The following is a 16177-nucleotide window of genomic DNA, read 5'->3' on the forward strand; positions in this document are numbered from 1 at the left end:
ACTACGAGGGGCGCCAGTACGTCGGCCTGGTGCGCCACCTGGTGCTGAGCCTGGTGGTACTGGGGTTCGTGTCGGTCCACACGGATCGGCTGCGGGGGGAAAAACCCGCGGGTGACGATGGAGCAGGTCTGCCGGGCGCTGTCTACCCAGAGCGCTTCGGGGGTCGGCGGGGCACCGGCCTCGATCCGCACCTCCGCGCGAAGCGTGGCGTGGACCTTGTCCCACACCCCGGCCGGTCGCCAGTCGCGGAACAGGCCGTAGACCGCTTGCCAGGCCGGGAAGTCGTGCGGGATCATGCGCCACGACCCACCCGCCCGCAGGTGGTAGAAGATGGCGTCAACCACCTCGCGCCGATCAACGGTGACCGGGTGACCGCCCTTGGGCGTGCCGGACTTGGGCCGGGGCAGCAGTGGGTCCAAACGCTCCCACTGCTCGTCCGTCAGATCCGTCGGGTAGAGGCGGATCAACTGCCCGTCCTTCAATGTCTCCGGCGGTTCGACCGCCGGCGTCAGCCAGTCGAAGCCGGTCGAAGCCGGTCCGCTTGTGCTTGGCGGGCTGCGCCACGATTGACGACATGCATCGCGAGGGCGATAGCGAAGGATAGGCTGAGGCGGACCCGTGTGCAAATCGGTTCGGCCCTGTACCACTGGAGGGGAAAACGCGGTTCGGTTCGCCGGGTGCCGGCCTGGAGTCCTGCCGCGGTCGCCGTCCTCTTATGATGACCGCGGCCCGCCACGCTATTGGCTGCCGGCGCCGGTCACCCGGGCGCGGATGGAGTACAGCCCCTGGCGGGCTGTAATGAACAGGGTCTTGCCGTCCTTTCCCCCGAAGCAAAGGTTCGACGGGCGCTCCGGCACGGCCAGTTCGGCAACCTTCGCGCCCGATTTGTCGTGCACGTAGACCTTGTCGCTGCTGAGGTAAAGGTTCCCCTCCGAGTCGAGCGTCATGCCGTCCGACACGCCGTCGCAGAAGTGTTGGCACTTCACGAGGCTTCCGTCCGTCGCGATTTCGTAGGCGTAGATCTTGCGGCGTCGGACGTCGGAGACGTACATCTTTTTGCCGTCGGAGGTGCCGATGATGCCGTTCGGCTGGTCGAAGTCGCCGTCCACGAGCCGGACCTCCCCTTTGGGAGTGACGTAATACACGCCGTTCTTCTCCTGCTCTTGCGGCCCGCGCGTCCAATAGCTCCGCTTGTAGAACGGATCGGTGAAGTAGGCTCCCCCGTCGGGTCGCACCCAGACATCGTTCGGCCCGTTCAACAGCTTCCCCCCGTGGTCCTTCGCGGCGGTGACGTGCTCCTTGGTCGCGGTGTCGATTTTCCAAAGCTCGTTCTTCTCGTCGGCGCACGCCCAGAGCTTTCCGTCGGGGCCGAAGCAGAGACCGTTCGACCGGCCGGACTTTTCAAGGAAGGTGGAGAGCTTGCCATCAGTGGACCATTTCAGAATGCGGTCCGAAGGCTGGTCGGTGAAATAGATGTTGCCTTGGGCATCAGACGCTGGCCCCTCGGCGAACTTGAACCCGTCGGCGAGTTTCTCGACCTTGGCATTCGGCTCGAACGGGCTGGCGGCGGGATCGACAGCGAGTTTCAGTGCGGCGACCGCACGCGGCCTCCGCAAATTCACGTCTTTGTCGTTCGGAAAGACGTCGGCCGCGATTACCCGCATCGGGCTGGCCGAGTCGTCGCGGAACCCGCGGCGGTCGCCCTGGGCGATGACCTTCCCTTCGGCATCCTTGACGACGATCCAGACGTTCCCCTTGGCGACACAACAACTGACCTCGACGCACTCCTTTGTGTCGGTCCAGATGCGGTACCCGATGCCGATCATCGTGCCCTTGGAGTCCTCGCGGAAGTACGTGTCGTCGGAGCAGAGTGCGGCGATCAACCGGGCCGCGGTGGCCGGATCGACCTCGATCGCTTCGCCCTTGATGACACGCCCGCCCGCCGTGTCTTCCTTCCCGACTTTGGTGGCATCGACGGGGCCGACCCGGAACGCTTCGACTTTGGTGGCCCGCTGCAGGTACTCGGCCGTCTTGTCGCCGATGAACTTCCGAACTTTCTCGCTCGGGGCGGGCGGTTCGGCGGCAAGGGTGAGGGTGACGGCCCCCAGAGCGAACGCGCAGACCGCTGGCGTAAATCGGATCATGGGGTCGGTGTCCTTGGAGTGGTTCGGGCGACGCAATCACGCGAGGAGGTCGGGCAGCGGCCCGGATTGATCGACGCCCTTGAGACCGGGGTCGCTGACGCCGAACTTGTCGCGCGGCTTGCCCGCCGCGTGCAACAAGGTGCAATAGAGCGACGCCAGCGTGCGGTGCTCCTTCGCCTTGTACTGTGGGAACTGGAGGTGGCGGCCGTTGGTCTTGAGTTTGCCGCCGAGGTTGCCCAGGAGGATGACGGGCCACTCGTACAGCGCCGGGTGGTGGTCCTCGCCCGAGTCGCTGATGTACACGATCAGGGTGTTGTCGAGCATGGTGCCGTCCCCCTCCTTCACGCCTTCCAACTTCTTGGCGAGGCCCGCGATGAGTTTGACGTGGAACTGCCGCAGTTCCGTGAAGCAGTCCTCGGAGCTCGTGCGGCCGTAGGCGTTGCCGTGGCCGATGCCGTGGAGGTCGGGGATGTTGAACTCGGGGAACTTGCCGAACTGCTGGCCGCCGCCGCCGGAGGTGAGGGTGAGGCAGTTCGTCATCCCGGCGACGAGGGCCGCCGCGGCGATCTCGAACTGGGCTTCGAGGATGATGCTGGAAGTGGTCGAGGCCGCCTTCTCGCCGAGGTTCGGCGCGTTCTTCTTGAGCTCGCCCGCTTTCGCAAGGAGCTCCTTTTGCCGCCCGTGGAGCGATTCGAACGCTTCGAGGTACTGGTCGAACTTCTGCCTCTCCTCCCCGGCGAGGGCGTCGCGGGAGCGCTTGACGTCGGCCGCCATGAAGTCGAGCAGGTCGGTCTTCTGTTCGAACGCGACCCGACCCGCCCCTTCCGAAACACTGCCGAAGAGGGACTTGAACGCCAGCGACGGGGAGCAGACGATCGGGATCGCCTTGCCCGGCCCGGCCGCGGAGACGCGGTAGTTCAGAATGTTTTGGGCCCCGTCGGGCATGCCGATGGCGACGTGCGGGAAGATGCCCGGCAGGGCCTCGCTCATGGCCGAGTCGATCGTCTGGAGCATCGGGCCCTTGTTGGCGGGGCACGCACCGAGGCAGCCGTGGTTCGCCGAGTGGTCGCTGACGGCGATGCGGCCGGACAGCCCCTGGACCAGTGCGAGGCGCTCCTGGAACGGGGCGAATCCTGCAATGGCGGGGTGCAGGGTTCGACCCTTGAGGCTGGTCTCTTCGAGCCTCTCGTTCGTCGGGCGGCCGTGCTTCGGCCGGGTCACCCCTGACGGGACCAGGTGCTTCGGGCTCATGCCGTTGCTTTGGACCACGAAGACGACGCGCCTCGGTAGCTTCTTCGCGTCGGTCCCCGCCGCGTGAGCGGCGAGCTGGCTCAGCACGGGCGTGAGTACGGCGGCACTGGCCCCGTACCCGGCAAGTTTCAGGACGTCGCGTCGGGTGGTTTCCGCGTTCATTTCGACTCTTTCGTAGGGGGCGTGTTGGTGCGATACAGGAACGAATCGGAGGTCAAAAGTGAGACGAGCAGCGCCTTGAAGCTCCCGCCGCTCTGCAGGTACGCCCTGTCCGCCTCCTGCAACACCGCTGCGTCGCTCATCGTCTCGTTGCGGCCGAGGTAGAAGCGGAACACGTGGCGGATGAACACCTGGCGTGCCCGGTCCGAGGCCGCGAGTTTCCTCACCAGCTCGTGGGGGTCCTTCACCGGACCGTCGAGCTTGGGGTCGCCGCTGTCGGCGATGGCGCCAGCGGTACTCAGCGCCACCTGCTTGTACACGAGCCCGAGGGACTTGCCGCTCTTATCGACGTTCCTCTCCGTCGCCTCGACATCGACGACTTCCTCGGTCGTCTGGAACCGGCCGTAGTGGTCGAAGTTCTCGAACGGCAGGGCCAACTCGTCCATTTTGTTGTGGCACTTCCAGCACTCCGCGGCCTGCGTGACGCTCAAGCGGTCGCGGTACGTGCGGTGCGGGTCGTTCGGCACTTGGGCCACGACGCCAATGGGCAGGTCGGGCACAGTGCCGCCCAGGAGCCGCTCGCGGATCCACCGCCCCCGGCGCACCGGGTCGTTGTCGAAGTTCGTGCTCCACGCCGTCAGCCAACTCGGTTGCATCAGGATGCCGAGGCGGGTGCCGGGGGGCAGCGTCATCGGCTGCCGGGGGTCCCACTTCTCGACGCCGTAGACGTACTCCACACCGGGGATCGGCGTCAGGGCACCCGTCTTGCCGTCACGCTTCGGGGGGATCACCGCACCCGGCTTCGGCTCCTCGGCCTTCGTCACCTTGTTCTTGCCCGTGGAATAGTTCACGAACGACTTGTCGGTTGTGAGCAACTCGCGGAACACGTCCTTGTCGGCGGCGAGGATCGAGAGGACCAGCCGGTCGGTGTCGGACACGTACCAGTACGGCTCGTGGGCGAAGGTTCGCGGCTTGTCCTTGAACACGTAAAGTGCCTGGTCGTACTCGAAGTACTCGCGGAAGAACACCAGCACTCGGGGCTTGCTGAGTTTCGGGTCGTCGAGCATCCGCCGCACGTGGTTTGCGACCTGAGCTTTCGTCGCGAGTTCGCCCTTCGCGGCGGCGGTCACCAGGGACGAGTCGCGCCGGTTGCCCAGGGCCAGGCTCAACGCCACGGCGATTTCCTGGGGCGCGAGCATCCGGCGGCCGCTCCCCGCACCGAGTTCGCTGCGGAACAGGGCGTCGGTCCGCAGGAGGACGGCTTGCAGCATGGTGCGGATCGCGCCCGGACGATCGCCCCGTTGTTCGCACCGCTCGTACAACTCGATCAACCGCTTGACTTCCTCAGCCCCGGCGTTCCGGCCAACGGCCGTGCGGTACTGGAACTGGATCGCGGTCTCCAACTGTGCCTTCGTCGGCGGGGCGGTCGGGTCGAAGAGCGTCACGAACTCACGCACCGAGTTCCCGCCGCCGGTCACTTTACCTTCCTTGACCGTGTAGATCGTTTGGGCGGCGACGATCGCCTCGGCGTTCCGCACGAGGATCTCCGCACTCGGCTCGTCGATCGTGTACAGCCCGGCGAAGTCCTTGATGCCCCGCTCGGGGATCACGGTGAACGGCTGGACGACGCCCGCGGGCACCTTGCCCCGCGCGAGGTCGGCCACGAGGCCCATGTACGCGCCGGGGCTCAGCCGCCAGACGCGGGCGGCTGAGCCCCCCGCCTCGGCGACCGGTTGGCCGAACAGGAGTTCGTGCGGCACCAGGTTCCCGTGATTCGGCAGGCGCGGGCCGCGGCCGCCGCCGTGGCGCGCGACCCACGCCACGACCTTCCGCGCGGTCGCGGCGTCGGGGCGGGCTTCCTTGGGCGGGGGCATGAGCCCGTCGCGGATTTGTACCGCGACGGCCAACCACCGCTCGCCGCCGGTCGGGCCCGGGTCCGACGCCAGGTCGTCGAGCCGGACGTCTCCCAGCTGCTTCTTCGTGTTGTGGCACCGCACGCAATGTTCCCGGAGGAACGGGGCGACGGTTTCCACGAAGGTCGTGTCCGGTGCGGCCCCTGGCGGGGCCGCGCCCAGCGAGGGCGGGGCGGCTGCGGTCCAAGCGGCCAGAAGGAGCGGGATTCTGAGGTTCATGGCGCGGCACCCGAATCGGGAGTTTTCGGCTGGTTAGAGATCGGTGCAGCGGGGACAGACATCGTGCGCGAGCCGGACGTCGCCTCGGGTTTCGACTCTCGCGCAGGGACGGACCCAGCGAGCCGGTCTTGCAGCCTTGGCGTGTCGCACCGATACCGGCGGCCGTTTGTACGGTCGCCCGTGCCGTGAATTAGGCGCGGAAAATTTCGAAATTGGGGGGGGGGCGAACACCGTCCCCCTCGGGAGCGGTGGGCGGAGCACGCCGTACGAAACGGTCACGGGCTCGCTCGTCTCGATGATCCAGTCATGGGTCGAGCCGTTTCACGCCGCCCGAGTAAAGTGTGGGAACGCCAGTCGCCCGAGCGGGCCCGCACTCGTCCACATTCAGAACGCCAAAGGCCCACAGTCAGGATACCGCAAGCTCGGGTCAGCGAGTTCACAATCGAGGGGGCACCGCACACGAATCGCCCGCGGAGGTGATTTTTTTGGTAGTTCTCGCGCCTAATTCTCTCGATCTGCGACCGTACTGACTGTCCCGCTCTGCCCTCGGCAAGCACGGCGCACGTTGCCGCCCCCGCTGGAATTCCTCGCCGCAGTCTCGAGGCCAGTTGCAGCATGGCTGAGATGTCATCGCGTGCCGCCGCACTGCTCATGCGCCACTACGCGTCCCTGTACGGGTACGTGTTCGTGCTACTCGGCAACCACCTGGATGCCGAGGACGCCCTGCAGGAGGTCGCGGTGGTCGTGGCCCAAAAGTTCGGCGGACTTGATCACGAGGACAATTTCCTCCCGTGGGCCCGCGGCATCGCGCGGATCGAGGTGCTGTCCGCCAAGCGCCGCCGCTCTCGACTACCGCCGCTGGCCGACCCGGACGCGATCCAGGCGATGTCAGACGCCGCACGCGACGTGGACCGGGCGACCGTGTGGTCCGAGCGGCACGCGGTCCTCTTGAAGTGCCTGGGCTCCATTCCGGCCAAGAGCCAAGAACTCATCCGGTTGCGGTACAGCGACGAGTGCCCCGACATCGAAACCCTTGCCCGGCGCGTGAACCGGACCGTGTCGGCCACCTACGGACTGGTCAAGAGGATCCGCCAAGTGTTGCGCGAGTGCGTCGAACGAAAGCTCGCGGAGGGCAATAATGCTACCTGACCGCGGCGACGACCTGATTGCCGACTACTTGGACGGCCGACTCGAGCCGGAAGCGGCGGCCGCGTTCCGTGACCGAGTCGTCTCCGACCCCGAACTTGCTCGCGCGCTCTTCGTCGCGGCCGTCGATGAGGCGTTTCTCCGCATTCGGGCGCGGGGCGAGGGTGAGTCGCGGCCCAAGGCCGCGGGGCGGCGTCCCCCGTTGCGTGGTGCGGGGCGCGTCGCAGGCGTTGCGGCGATGGCGGCTTCGCTCCTCTTCGCCTGCTGGGCGATGTGGCCGTCGGCGGCCGTCGAACCCGTCGCGAACGTCGAACGCTTAACCGCCTGTGAATGGTCCGATGGGGTGGTCCCGAGCGGCCCCGTCTCGCGCGGGCAGTCCTTTAAACTTCGCACGGGTGTCGCCGAGTTCGTCACGCGGGGTGGCGTGCGCACCGTGTTCGAGGGGCCGGCCGCGTTCCAATTCGAGGGTGCGGGTGTCGTCCGGCTGACGTCGGGCCGGTTGTTCTGCGACGTGCCGAAAGGTGCTGAAGGGTTCAGCGTCCAGACCGCGAACGGGCGGGTGGTCGATCTCGGGACGCGGTTCGGCGTCGAGATCGACTCCGGCGGGGAGACGGAAGTTCACGTAACCGCGGGCCGGGTGCGAGCGGAAATCTCGGACTCGGTCACGCGGCAGGAACTCCACGCCGGCCAGGCGGGGCGGTTTCGTTCGGGTGGAGCGGCCGTCACGCTGGTCCCGTACCAACGGGCGAAGTTCGCGACCGCGAGCGGGCTGATCTACGAACCGTTCAACTACCCGCCTCGGTTGCCCCTCGTCGGCCAGGGCGGGTGGTTCGACCGCGACGCGACGCTGCCGCTCCCCAACATCGGGGCGCGGGACATCCGCCCTTACCCCCCGCTGCCGGAACCGCGGGGGCGGGGGTTGGAACTGAATCGCGCCGCGGGGCGCGCCAGCCGGCCCGTCGGACGACCGTGGCCGGCCCCGTTCGCGTCCTCGCTCGTGTGGATCGACGACGACTTCATCAGGGGCATGAGGCCGAGTCGGGGCGGTGCGGTGGGCCTCCTCGGGTTCGGGCAACCGGACCCGGCAGGGGCCGCGGTCCGCCTCGTTGTGAAGCCGGGCACAAGAGATGCGAACTTCGGCCTGCAAACTGGGGAACAAACTCTCTGGTGCCCGAGGGCGTGCAAGCACCACGAGACGCACTTCGTAGTACTCGAAACCGGTCGGTCCGCCGCGAGGCTTTGGGTCAACCCGTCGCCCGTGGCCTTTGAAGCGGACGGCCCCCCCCCCGCCGACGTCGAGGTTCCGTTCCCCGCGCCGCCGAAGGTCGGAACACTGTGGATCGGTCAACCCGGAACGCCGGCGTTCGCGTGGTGGCAGGTCGCTGAACTTCGCGGCGGCTACAGTTGGGCCGACGTCACGCCGCGGACCGCGGGCCAGTAACGGGATGCGCGGGACCGAACGGGGGCCGGTGCCGCTCCCGAGGAACCTGACCCCGGACGAGGTGGCACCCGAACCTGTAGTTTCCGCGATTACCTGAGCGTCAAGCCGCAAGGTTGAGTACCCATTCGGCGAGGTTGCGGATTTCCGTGCCGTCAGCCCCGGCTGGCAAAACCGCTTCGATCTCTTTCGTCAGCAACTCCCGCTGCCACGCGCGGGGCTTGTCGACGTGGCTCGGGCGACGCAACGTGTCGTCCCACGGACTGGCACTGCGGTGCGACACCAAGCCCTCCTTGTCGCGGCTCCAGCGTGCATACCTCCGTCATCGTGATCGTCCACAGGCACACGTGGAACGAACCCACGCGCGCCGCCCGGCACGCTTCGCCAGCGAGAGCCTGTCCTGAACGTACTTTCGGCGTCGGCCCGCCTGCCCGCTTCCGCCACCGGCACGGTCCACAACGCCGAGTCCTTCCGCAACCGGCTGTCGCTTGATAACTGTCCGTTGGAGATGGTGGGCCGCCCGCGGGCGGTGCCGGAGTACACAACCCTGGCAAAGAACCTGTGGAGCCACTTCGAGCATTGGTTCGCGTTCGTTCTCGATCCGCGGATCGAGCCCACCAACTGGAGGGCCAAGCAGGCGATCCGGCCGGCGGTGGTGAATCGTAAGGTTTGGGGCGGCAACGGGACCGACGTGGGCGCGCACGCCCAGAGCGTGTGGATGTCCGTGTTCGAGACGTGCTGCCGCCAGACACGGTCCGTGGTGGATCACCGCAGTCAGACGTTACGAGCCTTCGGCAACCAATTGCTACCCCCCGTGCTGCTCCCGACGCGCTAAACAAGTACGCCGGTCGTATCCAACTGGTGACGGTGCGTCGCCCGCGTGCGAGGATGGCTCCGAGGAACAGGCCAGCCAGCCGCGGAGCGGACCGGATGTCGAGCGGGGCGGCGAGGGCCAAAAACCAGTGGCAGAGGCGGCGTGCCGTGTGCGAGAATGTCATGGCCGAGTCCTCCGGGGCGATGGACGGGTGGTGAGGCCATCCTTCTCGGGCGGGCCGGCACTCGTCTACCTCCTCAAGGCCCAAGACTCGGACTCAGGGCATCGCGGGAACTACAATTGGCGCCCGTGAATCATGAGGATAAGACAACGATAGCTAGAAGTATTAATGTCGCTACCATATATAGTCAACGATCCATAGTCAGCGCAAACTCGAGATCATGCAATCCCGCCACCGGAACATTCGCTGTCATTGTTGATTTTGAGTGATAGCGTGCGGGGAGAGGTTCAGGAACGGATTCCGGTCGTTTCGCTGTGCGGAAGGAGACTTCATGGCGACCGGGTCTGGCCCCCGGTGCATCTGGCCACAATTGCCGAAGGACAAATCGCCCCTGAGAATCGGTCACGGCCGCGGAGGCGCTACCGGGCTCGCGGACTTGGGGATCGGGGGACGGCTGGAACGTTACTTCAATGTTCGCGGCGGGTTTGCCGTCCAAGGTGACTCGTCCCGAAACCGGCACCAAGACGGGAGCAGATTCGCATCCCGTGCCGGCCAACGCCAAGCCAATGAGGAGATGTCGCATTGTCAATGCTCCAGGAATCAGGGAATAGTTGGGCCATCATTTCCCGCAATACTACCCATTGCCGCGAAGGCATTCATATTGATTCCGAGTCCAAAAGCCCGGACGGACCCGTCACACAGAACGAAGTTCACCGAGCCGTTGGAGTGGTAGCTCCCATAGCCACGGTAACATTGCGGTGATGCCGCCGCATTTGGAGCCGAATAACAGGCGACCTGGTCGTTGATCAGTGTTTTGACGTTTGGGATCGCCGCTCCGATAGCGTACGGCCCGAAGCCGTCGGCCCAGAACACCCGTCGGCCAGGGTTGCTTCGGGTCGCGTACTCACCAACGAGTAAGGTATTTGAAGTGCCATCCGAGATGTCGACTAATTTCTCTGGTGGGAGACTGTAGTTGCAGGTGTTCACCACGATGTGCAGTGGTCCGCGAAAGTCACGCGGAGCCGCTGTGGCCCCGGTGGACCCGCTGTATGTCGCCGGTGTCGGCAAGCACGTCACGAAGTTCCCTGAGCCGGTGGCTGCCGAGATGGTGTCCCAGAAATAGTTATTGAGATCGGAACGGCCCCCCATTGCCTTGTAGTTTCCCGGCATGAACGCCGTGGTGACATTCGCGGGCGAGGCGGGAACAGTTGGTTGCGGTTGAGTACTTGCCGGGTCGGACGGGCAAAGATAGGCCTGGACTTTGGTTGCAACGAACCCCGCGTTGACTGGTGCCGTCACTCCGAGGTCCGGCACTTCAGTGTAGGAATTCAAGACGTTCTGCTGTTCAAGATACGGCAGGATCACTGCGGCCCAGTTTGGCTTATTTGGCACTGCGTTCGAGCCGGAAACGTAGGTGTCACCCCCGGGTGGGAGTGCGCCTCTCGCGTCGTGGTAGTTGTGGATCGCGAGCCCGATCTGTTTCAGATTGTTCTGACACTTCGCTCGCGCTGCCGCTTCCCGGATTCTGTGAACCGCAGGCAGGAGGAGCCCGATTAGGATCGCAATGATGGCAATTACCACCAATAGTTCAACGAGTGTGAATGCCTGGGAACGGATGTGCGTCATTTAATGCACCTCGGGTGGGGCTCGTTTTGGTGGTGACGCTTTCCCCTTGTCTCTGATGTTGCCTGCATTCGCGCGGATTGGACAACTTTCTCCGAGAACACTTTTTCCCGTCCAGTTCGTCCGGCATCCGGCAATAGACTGTGTGGCCGGGTGCAATCAGTCAGTTCGCACCTCATTCTGACGTGCTGCTGCGTGATTTGCTCTTGCCATCGCCCTGATTTGCGACGCGGAGCGGAGCGGCGTAATCGAATTGCTGGTCAGAGGTGACCTACCAACCCATTTCCAGGCAACAACAGTGTCGATCGGCAAACTGCCGCTGGTATTGAAAGGGAAGTACCGGCTGCTTTCCGAACTCGGGGTCGGAGGCACCGGTGCTGTCTACCTGGCTGAGCACATCGGTCTGCGGAGGAAGGTCGCGGTCAAGATCTTGCCCGCTGGGTTCGCCACAAACTCCGTCGAACTGGCCCGGTTCCAGCGGGAAGCCACGGCGTTGGCGGCCCTCGATCATCCCAATGTGGTCCGGGCCCACGACTGCGACGAGCACGATGGGGTGTATTTCTTGGTCATGGAGTATGCGGAAGGTGTGGATTTGTACCAATACGTCGCCCGACACGGCCCATTTTCTCCGGATGGGGCGGTGACGGTCATCGCGCAAGCGGCGGCGGGCCTGCTCCATGCTCATCGTGAGGGGTGGGTCCACCGTGACGTCAAACCGAACAACTTGTTCCTCGATGCGACCGGCCGGGTCAAGGTTCTCGACCTTGGACTCGCCCGAATCTTTTCGTTGGAGAGCGGCGACAATTTGACCGGCCGGTTTGATAGTGGCGCGGTGATGGGGACGGCCGACTACATTGCCCCTGAACAGGCCATCGACTCGACGACGGTTGATCACCGGGCCGACGTCTACTCGCTGGGTGCTTCGTTCTACTTTCTACTCACCGGTCAGCCGCCGTTCCCGAGTGGGACACTCGCCCAGAAACTTCTCGCGCACCAGATCCGTGAGCCCAGGCCGATCCGTGACATCCGGCCGGAAGTTCCGGAGGCGATGGCTCGCCTCGTTCATCGGATGCTGGCGAAGAACCCGATCCACCGGCCCCAGTCGCTGGAAGACGTAGTCGTCGAACTCCGCGCGCCTGTGTCTCCGGGTTCGCCGAGGGCCCAGCTCTCGGATCCCGTCCAGAGCACCCTTGTTGTCGCGGACTCGCCGGAAACCGTCCTTGACCTCGCCCGGCGGAACGCGTCGCCTGTTCCCGAAGTTGCGGTCCCGCTGGTCCCCGCCATGCCGCCGCCGCTCAGCAGGGTCCGCGGGCGTTCGGCGGGCCGGGTGTGGTGGGTCGCAGCGGCGGTGGGAGCGGCGGCCATCGCGGGGGGTTCCAGCGTCGTCGTGCCTGCCGACCTCGGGAGGCCCGCGTTGCTGGAAATGCCCCCGCCAACTCATACTGTCCCGCACTCGCCGCCGACTCGGGCTGTGATCGGAGCTGAGCCCGCGACCGCGCGCACCGTTTCGGGTGGTACTCAATTCGATCTGAAGGGTTCAGCGTTCGCCAAGTACGAGTCCGACTCGGAAACGGGCCGCCCGTTTCCTTGCGTCACGAACGTCCAGACGCCGGCTGGAACCATCGTCGTCGCGCGGGCCTGCTTCTCTCTCCAAGCCATAATTGAAGAGGAGAACAAGACGATCCAGGATGTTCGCGGGATAGGACCGATCGAGCGACTTGCTGAGCCCGCAGTCGGAGTGCGACACAAACTGGAACTGCAGAAGACCTCGAAGTCGATCGCGGTTGGCGTAACCGACATGCGAACCGTTCGAGTGACAAGCGTCGGCACGGGGCGGTTGCTGGTGATGGAGTCTGTGTTGATCGGGCCCGCCGGCAAGGGTGTAAAGAGCAGCCCATTAAATGGCTTGGTCGTCACTCTCGCTCCGACGGAGGGCAAACAATGGATGTTTCGACTCTGGCCGAACGGCACCTCGGACGTTTCGGACGTCGGCTGGGGCGTGGCTGGTCAATCCGTGATTGCCAAGGTCGGCGGTGACGACAACGGTTCCGGCGTGGCGATCTTCGTGCACCCGGACAACACACTGCGAACGCGGCTTACAACCAAGGTGGAATCAGCACAGATGGTGTTCAGGGGGAACCTGGGCCAGGCGTCCCCACCTCCCGTGAACGGGCTCTTCGGATTTGGGACCGCACCAATGAGGATGGCGTACGGCCTCTTCACGTTTGATCGGGCTACGAACGGTACCGGGGATATCCGTGCCGCGTATGACTCCTTTCTCTCGCTCGCGCGGGAGTAGTCAAGGCCTGCCACTTGCTCCTGAGCGCATTTCGCTGAACGCTGAACGTGCCCGATTTCCTTGTCCAATCGATCTGGTGAGCGGCAATACACTGCTGAGGCCGGCAACATCATTCTGTATCCTTCTTCCGGTACGACGCGATGCGATTCATGCTCCACTTCGCCCTACTCTTCGTCGCCGGGTCCTCGGGTGTGTCCGCTGCCGATCCGTCCGAGATCAGTCAGGCGCTCGCAAAACATTGTGGGGCGTGTCACGCGAGTGGAAAAAAGAAGGGACAGTTCTCGATCGAAGGGCTCAACCCGAACGCTGTCCAAAAGAACGCAGAGGCCTGGAAGCGAGTCGCGGAGCGGATGGATAGCGGGGAGATGCCCCCGGACGACGCCCCTCGCGTTGATCCGGGCGAAATCAAGAAGCTGGTCGCATCAGTTACCGCATCACTGAAGTCTGCCGGGTCGTCGGTTGAGGGACTCGGCGGTGGCCCAACCGGGAACCGCCTCGATCACGCCTTGCTTTTCAGCGGGAAGGCAACGGCACAACTCGACAACCCGCCGCGGCTCTGGCGACTGAGTCCGGGAATCTACGCGACTTGGGTTTTGAAGCATCACAACCCTGTGTCGGCTCCCGGCCAGGCGATGACACCGGCTGGCGGGGACGGCTTCCCGGACCGTTCCGGGTCACTGTCCATCGACGAGGGCACGTTGGCGGTTGTGCTGCGGAACGCTCAGCAGATCGCGAGCAAGTCGGCGGCGAGTGCCGCCGCCAAACCGAACTCGGCCTCGCGCCCTGCGGTTGAGTCCGCGATCCGAACGTTCGTGGCCGGTCGCCGCTTCGGGTCCGTTTCAGACGAGCAAATGAGCCGTTACTACGGACTCTACGAGAAGGCCACGGCGGTTGGTGGGCACGAGGCAGGGCTCAAAGCCGTCTTCGTCGCGGTCCAGCTCCAGCCCGAGGCACTGTTCCGCCTGGAGTTCGGACTCGGTTCGCCTGATGCTCGCGGCTATCGGATGCTTGGCAGCCGGGAACTTGCGTATGGAATCAGTTTCGCGTTTGGCGATGCCCCGCAGAAGTCGATCTTTGATGCGGCCGCAAAGGGCTCGCTCGCGACGCGCGACGATGTGGCCCGTGAAGTCCGGGCGATGCTGTCTCGTCCGCCCAAAGACAACCCCCGCGTCCTCCGCTTCTTTCGCGAGTATTTCGCCTACACGACCGCCACCGATGTGTTCAAGGAAAAGAACGAAGATCACAACCCTCAGCAACTCGTGACCGACACGGACAACCTGATCCTGTGGGTCCTGGACCGCGACCGCGACGTGCTCAAGGAACTGCTCACGACCAACACGGCATTCGTTGCCAGTGGGATGGCCCCCCACATGCGGGAGACCGCGGACAAGTTCAAACGGGGCCAGATCTACCGCTCGTACGGGCTGACGGCCTGGCCCGACAAGCAACCCGTGGTCCTTCCGGAAAACGAACGTGCTGGGATTCTCACTCAACCGAGTTGGCTCGTTGCCATGAGCGGCAACTTCGACAACCACCCGGTTCAACGGGGCAAGTGGATCCGCGAGAAGCTCCTGGGCGGCAGCGTTCCGCCTGTCCCGATCACGGTGAACGCCCAGGTGCCTGATGACCCGACCCACACCTTCCGGCATCGTTTAACGGCCGTAACCAAGTCCGAGTTCTGCTGGCAGTGCCACAAGAGGATGAACCCTCTGGGCCTGCCCTTCGAGCAGTACGACCACTTTGGGCGGTACCGTGTCGAGGAATTCGTCGTTGACCCCACCAAACCTGCGACACCAGCGAAGAACAAGAAACTTCCACCGATCCCGGTGCTGAAGGGCCTTCCAGCAGACACGACCGGGTCGATCGACGGGACCGGTGACGCGAGGCTCGACGGGCCGGTGGACACTCCGGTCGCGATGCTCAAGAAACTCGCCGACTCGCCCCGAGTGCGGCAGGTCTTCGTGAGACACGCCTTCCGGTACTGGATGGGTCGGGACGAAAACCTGGGCGACGCTCCAACCCTGATCGCCGCGGACCAGGCCTATGTCAAAAGTGGTGGCAGTCTGAAGGCCTTGTTGGAGTCCCTCCTGACAAGTGACTCGTTCTTGCTTCGCACCCCCCCACCCGGAGTCTCCCCATGATGCTCATCGTGCTCGCGATCGGGCTCGGAGCTCCACCTCCCGTCGTGCCAGACGAGTTGGTACCCTTGAAGGCGAGAGTAAGTGGGCACCTTTCGACACGGATGCAGACCTTGTCCTTCACGGCTCCGGAACCACTGACAGACGCTCAGTGGCGCGCTGTTTCAAGTGCTTCTGTCAAGGCTATCGCGGCCACCGGCCGCGGCGTCAATGACGATGCGCTTGCCCGCCTCGCAAAGCTGCCGATCGAAGCCCTCGCTCTGGAGCACGCTCGGCCGACCGACGAAGGGGCGGCCGCGTTTGCAAAGATGCCGAGTCTCAAAGTTCTCGTGATGTCCCACTGTACTTTGACCGCGAAGGCCGCTGAGCACCTCTCGAATCATCCCTCGCTGGAAGTGTTTTCCGACGACGGGAAGGTCGGTGGTGACGGGATGCGGCAGATCGCCACATGCAGGAAGCTTCGATCCGTTCGGCTCGTTCATGGGGCTGCGAACGACGCCAGCACAGCCGCACTCGTGAAGCACCCCGCACTCGAGACACTGATTCTGCAACCGTCGAACACCTACGGCGTGACGGACACTTCACTGGCATCGGTGGCGACGATACCAGGACTCACGGAACTGACAGTGACGCACACCGTCCTGACTTTTGAAGGGGGATTGAAGCACCTCCAAGCACTCCCGAAGCTTCGGAAGTTGACTCTAACAGATGTTGCCGTTTCCGCCGAGGATCTTGCAAAGTTGACGGCCGCGGTACCGAAACTGGTCGTCTCCCACACTCCGATGACTCCGAGCACGCGGAAGCAGTGGGACCATGCTGCCGCGAAACGCCTCAAGACGAACAAGTGACACC

Annotated in this window: 11 protein-coding genes and 2 pseudogenes; 7 read left to right on the plus strand and 6 right to left on the minus strand. The window is 64.6% G+C overall.

Annotated features, from left to right (window positions below; translation table 11 throughout):
* Nucleotides 1-137, plus strand: a pseudogene (locus ACTIGN_RS26020) (IS701 family transposase); the annotation flags it as partial.
* A gap of 132 nt (nt 138-269) precedes the next feature.
* Here the strand turns inward: ACTIGN_RS26020 and ACTIGN_RS26025 are convergent.
* The 4 genes and pseudogenes from ACTIGN_RS26025 to ACTIGN_RS26040 form a co-directional block, all read right to left on the minus strand.
* A pseudogene (locus tag ACTIGN_RS26025) lies at nt 270-647 on the minus strand (transposase); the annotation flags it as partial.
* 90 nt (nt 648-737) lie between these two features.
* Complete coding sequence (locus ACTIGN_RS26030) at nt 738-2144, minus strand: SMP-30/gluconolactonase/LRE family protein (RefSeq protein WP_439629359.1); 1407 nt, start codon at nt 2142-2144, stop codon at nt 738-740.
* A gap of 36 nt (nt 2145-2180) precedes the next feature.
* Nucleotides 2181-3557 (minus strand): DUF1552 domain-containing protein, encoded by a 1377-nt coding sequence (locus tag ACTIGN_RS26035; RefSeq protein ID WP_439629361.1) that lies wholly within the window; start codon nt 3555-3557, stop codon nt 2181-2183.
* On the minus strand, nt 3554-5686 hold the full coding sequence (locus tag ACTIGN_RS26040) for a DUF1588 domain-containing protein (RefSeq protein ID WP_439629363.1): 2133 nt from the start codon (nt 5684-5686) through the stop codon (nt 3554-3556). The genes ACTIGN_RS26035 and ACTIGN_RS26040 overlap by 4 nt, the downstream gene beginning before the upstream one ends.
* A gap of 615 nt (nt 5687-6301) precedes the next feature.
* Here ACTIGN_RS26040 and ACTIGN_RS26045 point away from each other — a divergent pair.
* On the plus strand, nt 6302-6835 hold the full coding sequence (locus ACTIGN_RS26045; RefSeq protein ID WP_439629365.1) for a sigma-70 family RNA polymerase sigma factor: 534 nt from the start codon (nt 6302-6304) through the stop codon (nt 6833-6835).
* A 421-nt stretch (nt 6836-7256) separates the two neighbouring features.
* Nucleotides 7257-8273 carry a FecR domain-containing protein gene (locus ACTIGN_RS26050; RefSeq protein WP_439629367.1) on the plus strand — a complete coding sequence of 339 codons (1017 nt, stop codon included), beginning with the start codon at nt 7257-7259 and terminating at the stop codon, nt 8271-8273.
* Nucleotides 8274-8373: 100 nt separating this feature from the next.
* Here the strand turns inward: ACTIGN_RS26050 and ACTIGN_RS26055 are convergent, their stop codons facing one another.
* Nucleotides 8374-8553, minus strand: coding sequence for a hypothetical protein (locus tag ACTIGN_RS26055; RefSeq protein ID WP_439629369.1), 180 nt, complete (start codon nt 8551-8553; stop codon nt 8374-8376).
* A 225-nt stretch (nt 8554-8778) separates the two neighbouring features.
* On the opposite strand from ACTIGN_RS26055, the gene ACTIGN_RS26060 reads away from it, so the two are divergent.
* Nucleotides 8779-9105 (plus strand): IS66 family transposase, encoded by a 327-nt coding sequence (locus ACTIGN_RS26060; RefSeq protein WP_439629423.1) that lies wholly within the window; start codon nt 8779-8781, stop codon nt 9103-9105.
* A gap of 760 nt (nt 9106-9865) precedes the next feature.
* On the opposite strand, the gene ACTIGN_RS26065 is transcribed toward ACTIGN_RS26060, so the two are convergent.
* Nucleotides 9866-10891, minus strand: coding sequence for a DUF1559 domain-containing protein (locus tag ACTIGN_RS26065; RefSeq protein WP_439629371.1), 1026 nt, complete (start codon nt 10889-10891; stop codon nt 9866-9868).
* Between the two features lie 295 nt (nt 10892-11186).
* On the opposite strand from ACTIGN_RS26065, the gene ACTIGN_RS26070 reads away from it, so the two are divergent.
* The 3 genes from ACTIGN_RS26070 (at nt 11187) to ACTIGN_RS26080 (ending at nt 16173) form a co-directional block, all read left to right on the plus strand.
* Entirely contained in the window at nt 11187-13187 is a 2001-nt protein-coding gene (locus ACTIGN_RS26070; RefSeq protein ID WP_439629373.1) for a serine/threonine-protein kinase, read from the plus strand.
* 149 nt (nt 13188-13336) lie between these two features.
* The gene (locus tag ACTIGN_RS26075; protein WP_439629375.1) at nt 13337-15328 is read left to right on the plus strand and encodes a DUF1588 domain-containing protein; all 1992 of its coding nucleotides are present in this window, start codon (nt 13337-13339) and stop codon (nt 15326-15328) included.
* Nucleotides 15325-16173, plus strand: coding sequence for a hypothetical protein (locus tag ACTIGN_RS26080; RefSeq protein ID WP_439629377.1), 849 nt, complete (start codon nt 15325-15327; stop codon nt 16171-16173). Before ACTIGN_RS26075 ends, ACTIGN_RS26080 begins: the two co-directional genes overlap by 4 nt.
* Nucleotides 16174-16177 lie beyond the last annotated feature (4 nt).

This window comes from Gemmata sp., from assembly GCF_051859125.1.
In the GTDB taxonomy this organism is placed as follows: domain Bacteria; phylum Planctomycetota; class Planctomycetia; order Gemmatales; family Gemmataceae; genus Gemmata.

Bases quoted from the DNA above. Each gene is read 5' to 3' on its own strand.
- ACTIGN_RS26030 (WP_439629359.1), bottom strand. From the start codon at position 2,144: ATGATCCGATTTACGCCAGCGGTCTGCGCGTTCGCTCTGGGGGCCGTC.
- ACTIGN_RS26080 (WP_439629377.1), top strand. From the start codon at position 15,325: ATGATGCTCATCGTGCTCGCGATCGGGCTCGGAGCTCCACCTCCCGTC.
- ACTIGN_RS26065 (WP_439629371.1), bottom strand. From the start codon at position 10,891: ATGACGCACATCCGTTCCCAGGCATTCACACTCGTTGAACTATTGGTG.
- ACTIGN_RS26035 (WP_439629361.1), bottom strand. From the start codon at position 3,557: ATGAACGCGGAAACCACCCGACGCGACGTCCTGAAACTTGCCGGGTAC.
- ACTIGN_RS26075 (WP_439629375.1), top strand. From the start codon at position 13,337: ATGCTCCACTTCGCCCTACTCTTCGTCGCCGGGTCCTCGGGTGTGTCC.
- ACTIGN_RS26060 (WP_439629423.1), top strand. From the start codon at position 8,779: ATGGTGGGCCGCCCGCGGGCGGTGCCGGAGTACACAACCCTGGCAAAG.
- ACTIGN_RS26045 (WP_439629365.1), top strand. From the start codon at position 6,302: ATGGCTGAGATGTCATCGCGTGCCGCCGCACTGCTCATGCGCCACTAC.
- ACTIGN_RS26040 (WP_439629363.1), bottom strand. From the start codon at position 5,686: ATGAACCTCAGAATCCCGCTCCTTCTGGCCGCTTGGACCGCAGCCGCC.